The sequence below is a fragment of the Streptomyces sp. SID3212 genome (assembly GCF_009865405.1).
In the GTDB taxonomy this organism is placed as follows: Bacteria; Actinomycetota; Actinomycetes; order Streptomycetales; family Streptomycetaceae; genus Streptomyces.
This window is the reverse complement of the sequence record NZ_WWJY01000689.1, coordinates 1-4,188: the sequence shown is the minus strand read 5'-3', so window position 1 is coordinate 4,188 and position 4,188 is coordinate 1. Positions and strand designations below refer to the sequence as shown.

Here is a 4,188-nt window from a genome sequence, read left to right as displayed (position 1 = left end):
GTGGCCCGCCGGCCCAGCAGTGTGCCCCCGGGCGCGGCCCTGGCCGAGGTCCGCACCGCCGATCTGACGGACCGCCGGGCGCTCGCAGAAGCGGTGGACGGTTCGGACGTGGTCGTCTCGCTGGTCAGCCACAGCGACGGGTGGCGGGCGGCGGGAGAGGGCGGCAGCAGCCCCGAGGAGGTCAATGTCGGGGTGATGGGTTCGCTGGTCGAGGTGCTGAGCGCCCAACGCCCCTACGATCGGCGCCCGTTGGTCCTCTACTCCGGCGCAGCGTCGCAGATCGGGCTGCCGTGGGTCGAGCCGATCGACGGGAGTGAACCCGACAGTCCGGAGACCGAGTACGACCGCCAGAAGCTGCGTGCCGAACAGTTCCTCAAGGAGGCCACCGCCACCGGGGCGGTACGCGGGGTCAGCCTGCGCCTGCCGACGGTGTTCGGCCGGCCGGCCGCCCCCGGGGCGAGGGACCGGGGCGTGGTGTCGTTCATGGTCCGGCGCGCGCTCGCCGGTGAACCGCTCACCCTGTGGCACGACGGGACCGTACGGCGTGACCTGGTGTGTGTGCGGGACGTCGCGCGTGCCTTCGTGGCCGCCGCGGAGCGGCCGGACCCGCTGGTCGGCGGTCACTGGCTGCTCGGCTCGGGGCGGGGCGAACCGCTCGGGGACGTCTTCCGGACGATCGCCAGGATGGTGGCCGACCGGACCGGCCGGCCGCCGGTGCCGGTGCTCTCCACCGCACCCCCCGCGCACGCCCCGGTGACCGACTTCCGCAGCGTGACCATCGACTCCACGGCGTTCCGCGACGCCACCGGCTGGCGGCCCCGGGTGCCGCTGGAGGAGGCCCTGCGGGCGACGGTCGACGCGCTGGCGGAGGCCCGTACCTGAGAGGTCCGCGCGGGCCGGACCGTCGCACCCCGCACAGAGAGCGGTCTCACCCCCGCACAGCAGACCGTCGCACCCCTCACAGCAAGCGGCCCCAGCCGGTCCCGGCAGGGGCGCCGCACGGACAGAACGGACGGAACACGAATGACCATCCGGGTGTGGGACTACCAGCAGGAGTACGAGAACGAGCGCGCGGATCTCCTCGACGCCGTCGACTCCGTCTTCAGGTCGGGGCAGTTGGTGTTCGGCGCCAGCATGCGGGGCTTCGAGGCGGAGTTCGCGGCGTACCACGGCTCCCGGCACTGCGTGAGCGTGGACAACGGGACCAACGCCGTCAAACTCGGCCTCCAGGCCCTCGGCGTCGGCCCGGGCGACGAGGTGATCACCGTGTCGAACACCGCCGCCCCCACCGTGCTCGCCGTCGACGCGGTCGGGGCCACCCCGGTCTTCGTCGACGTGGACCCGGACACCTACCTGATGGACACCGGCCAGGTCGAGGCGGTGATCACCGACCGCACCCGGGCACTGCTGCCGGTCCATCTCTACGGCCAGTGCGTCGACCTGGCACCGCTCGGACAACTGGCCGCCACGCACGGCCTGAAGCTGCTGGAGGACTGCGCCCAGGCACACGGCGCCCGCCGGAACGGGCGCGTGGCCGGCTCCACGGGCGACGCGGCGGCCTTCTCCTTCTACCCGACGAAGGTGCTCGGCGCCTACGGCGACGGCGGCGCGGTGCTCACCTCCGACGACGAGGCCGCCGCGCGGCTGCGCCGTCTCCGCTACTACGGCATGGAGGAGCGCTACTACGTCGTGGAGACCCCGGGCCACAACTCCCGGTTGGACGAGGTCCAGGCGGAGATCCTGCGCCGCAAGCTCCGCCGGCTGGACACGTACGTGGCGGCCCGGCGGGCGGTCGCCGAACGCTACGCGGAAGGTCTCGGCGACACCGGCCTGGTGCTGCCGACGACGGCGGCCGGGAACGAGCACGTCCATTACGTGTACGTGGTCCGCCATCCGCGACGGGACGCGATCCTGGAAGCCCTCAAGGCCGACGACATCGTGCTGAACATCAGCTACCCGTGGCCGGTCCACACCATGACCGGCTTCGCGCACCTCGGCTACGCGGAGGGATCGCTGCCGGTCACCGAGCAGCTGGCCAAGGAGATCTTCTCGCTGCCCATGTACCCGTCGCTCGCGCCGGAGGTGCAGGACCGGGTGATCGCGGCGGTCCGCGAGGCGCTGCTGAAGGTCTGACCGGGCGCACCCGGCGTTCCGGCCGCAGGCACGTACTGGCCGTAGGCACGTACTACTTGTACATCCACGCACAGGAGACGACATGGAAGCACGCAAGCTCACCGTCGACGGCGCCTTCGAGTTCACCCCCCGGGTCTTCCCCGACGACCGGGGGCTGTTCGTCTCCCCGTTCCAGGAGGCGGCCTTCGCCGAGGCGACCGGTCTCGCGGCGTTCCGCGTGGCGCAGAGCAACCACAGCAGGTCCCGGCGCGGGGTGGTCCGCGGCGTGCACTTCACCACGACACCCCCGGGCACGGCCAAGTACGTGTACTGCCCGCAGGGTGAGGTGCTCGACATCGTGATCGACATCCGGGTGGGATCGCCGACGTACGGCCAGTGGGACGCCGTCGTGCTGAACCCGAGGACCTTCAAGGCCCTGTATTTCCCGGTCGGCGTCGGTCACGCCTTCGTCGGCCTGGGCGAGGAGTCGGTGGTGTCGTACCTGCTGACGAGCCCGTACGTCGCCGAGAACGAGCTGGCGATCTCGGTGTTCGACCCCGCGCTGGCCCTCCCGGTCCCGCAGGAGACCACCCCCGTCGTCTCCGACCGCGACAGGGTGGCCCCCACGCTGTCCGAGGCGCGGGCCGCCGGTCTTCTTCCGGTGTACGGGGAGTGCCTCGCCGTCGAACAGACCGCCGCCCGGGCCGCCCAGGCCCTGAAGGAAACCTACTGACCGACCGGTTATCGGTGTCCGTCCTGCCGGCGCTCCCTGCGCCGCAGAGCCCGGCGCTGTCGGCCCGGCAGGGCGGCGTGCAACTCCCCGACCGGGGAGACGTCGTGACACGTGCCGTCCCGGGCGCCCCCGCACCACCACACCGGCGGGCCCGCCGAGTCCGGTTCGCTCCGGTCCCGGCCGTCGGTGGTTCCCGCAGGGCGCGGGTGCATCCCGGTCCGGTGTGCCGGGCAGACCGGCCACACCTGCCACAGCAACTCCATGACGGTCTCCTGCGCCGCTTCCGCGACCACGGCCAGGACGGTCATCGCGTCGTCCGTCTCCTGCGGGTCGTCGTCCTCCTCCGGATCGGACGCATTGACCGGGTTGCCGTGCCAGCGGCCGTCGGGCATCGCCACGTAGATCTGGTCTCCCTCGGCGGATCTCCCGGGCGGTGGTTCCCGGGGTCGTTCCCGGAGCGGGGCATGCATCAGGATCAGCGCGGCCTGGTCCGGCAGGGTCGCCGCCAGGTCGCGATTGACCACGGCGAGCGCGGCCTCCAGCTCCGGCCACCGGCCGGGCTCGGCCCGCCTGGGTTCCGGAGGGTGCGGCCAGTCGTGACCTGGACCGACAGTGCGATACGAGAAGTGGTTCACCCGGGCATCGTCCCAGCCGTTTTGTTGCTGGGAGCAAGGGTTTTTCGTGCGGGACGTCCGGGACCCTGGCCGACGGGGGCGCGCAGTAATCTCGTATTACGGGCGCGCACAACGGCGGGCACGGGAAGAAGGGCCTGATGGAGCTGTACGCGGGCGAAGTCGCCCTGCTGGAGGACGCGGCGCTCACGCGGGCCGCGCAGGCGGGCGAGGTCACCGCCCTGGGGCTGCTGCTGGAACGGCACCGGGCCGGGATGCGCGCGGTGGCGCTGAGCATTCTGGGTCCGGGGCCCGACGTCGACGATGTGCTCCAGGACGCGGCCGTCACCGCGCTCCGGCGCGTGGGCGACGTGCGCGACCCGGCCGCCGTGGGCGCCTGGCTGCGGATGATCGTACGGAACACGAGCCGTTCCCTGGTGCGCGGAGCCGTACCGTACCGGCCCCTCGACGATCTGCACCTGCCCTCCACGGCCCCCGGACCGGAGCAGTGGCTGGAGCGGCACGCCCTGCGGGACTGGATCTGGGAGGCCATGGAGGAGCTGTCCCCCGCGCTGCGCCTGCCCATGGTGCTGCGCCATTTCAGCACCGGCGTCACTTCGTACGAGCGGATCGCCGAGGCCGTCGGAGTCCCGGTCGGCACGGTCCGCAGCCGGCTCAGCCAGGGGCGGGCCAAGCTCGCCACGGCTCTCGCCGCCACGGCGGACGCCCCGC

At 72.5% G+C, this 4,188-nt stretch carries 5 protein-coding genes; 4 read left to right on the top strand and 1 reads right to left on the bottom strand.

The features are described 5' to 3' along the window. From GT042_RS20860 to rfbC, 3 genes are all read left to right on the top strand, one after another. Positions 1-882: NAD(P)-dependent oxidoreductase (locus tag GT042_RS20860; protein WP_161310249.1), on the top strand; the 882-nt coding region annotated here is incomplete at its 5' end. A 141-nt stretch (positions 883-1,023) separates the two neighbouring features. Further along, positions 1,024-2,133, top strand: coding sequence for a DegT/DnrJ/EryC1/StrS family aminotransferase (locus GT042_RS20855; RefSeq protein ID WP_161310248.1), 1,110 nt, complete (start codon positions 1,024-1,026; stop codon positions 2,131-2,133). An 82-nt stretch (positions 2,134-2,215) separates the two neighbouring features. Next, positions 2,216-2,845, top strand: coding sequence for a dTDP-4-dehydrorhamnose 3,5-epimerase (gene rfbC, locus GT042_RS20850; protein WP_161310247.1), 630 nt, complete (start codon positions 2,216-2,218; stop codon positions 2,843-2,845). An 8-nt stretch (positions 2,846-2,853) separates the two neighbouring features. Here rfbC and GT042_RS20845 read toward each other — a convergent pair whose 3' ends face one another. Further along, positions 2,854-3,480: a hypothetical protein gene (locus GT042_RS20845; RefSeq protein WP_161310246.1), complete on the bottom strand. Its 627-nt coding sequence runs from the start codon at positions 3,478-3,480 to the stop codon at positions 2,854-2,856. Between the two features lie 137 nt (positions 3,481-3,617). Here GT042_RS20845 and GT042_RS20840 point away from each other — a divergent pair. Further along, on the top strand, positions 3,618-4,188 hold a 571-nt coding region (locus GT042_RS20840; protein WP_161310245.1), incomplete at its 3' end, for a sigma-70 family RNA polymerase sigma factor.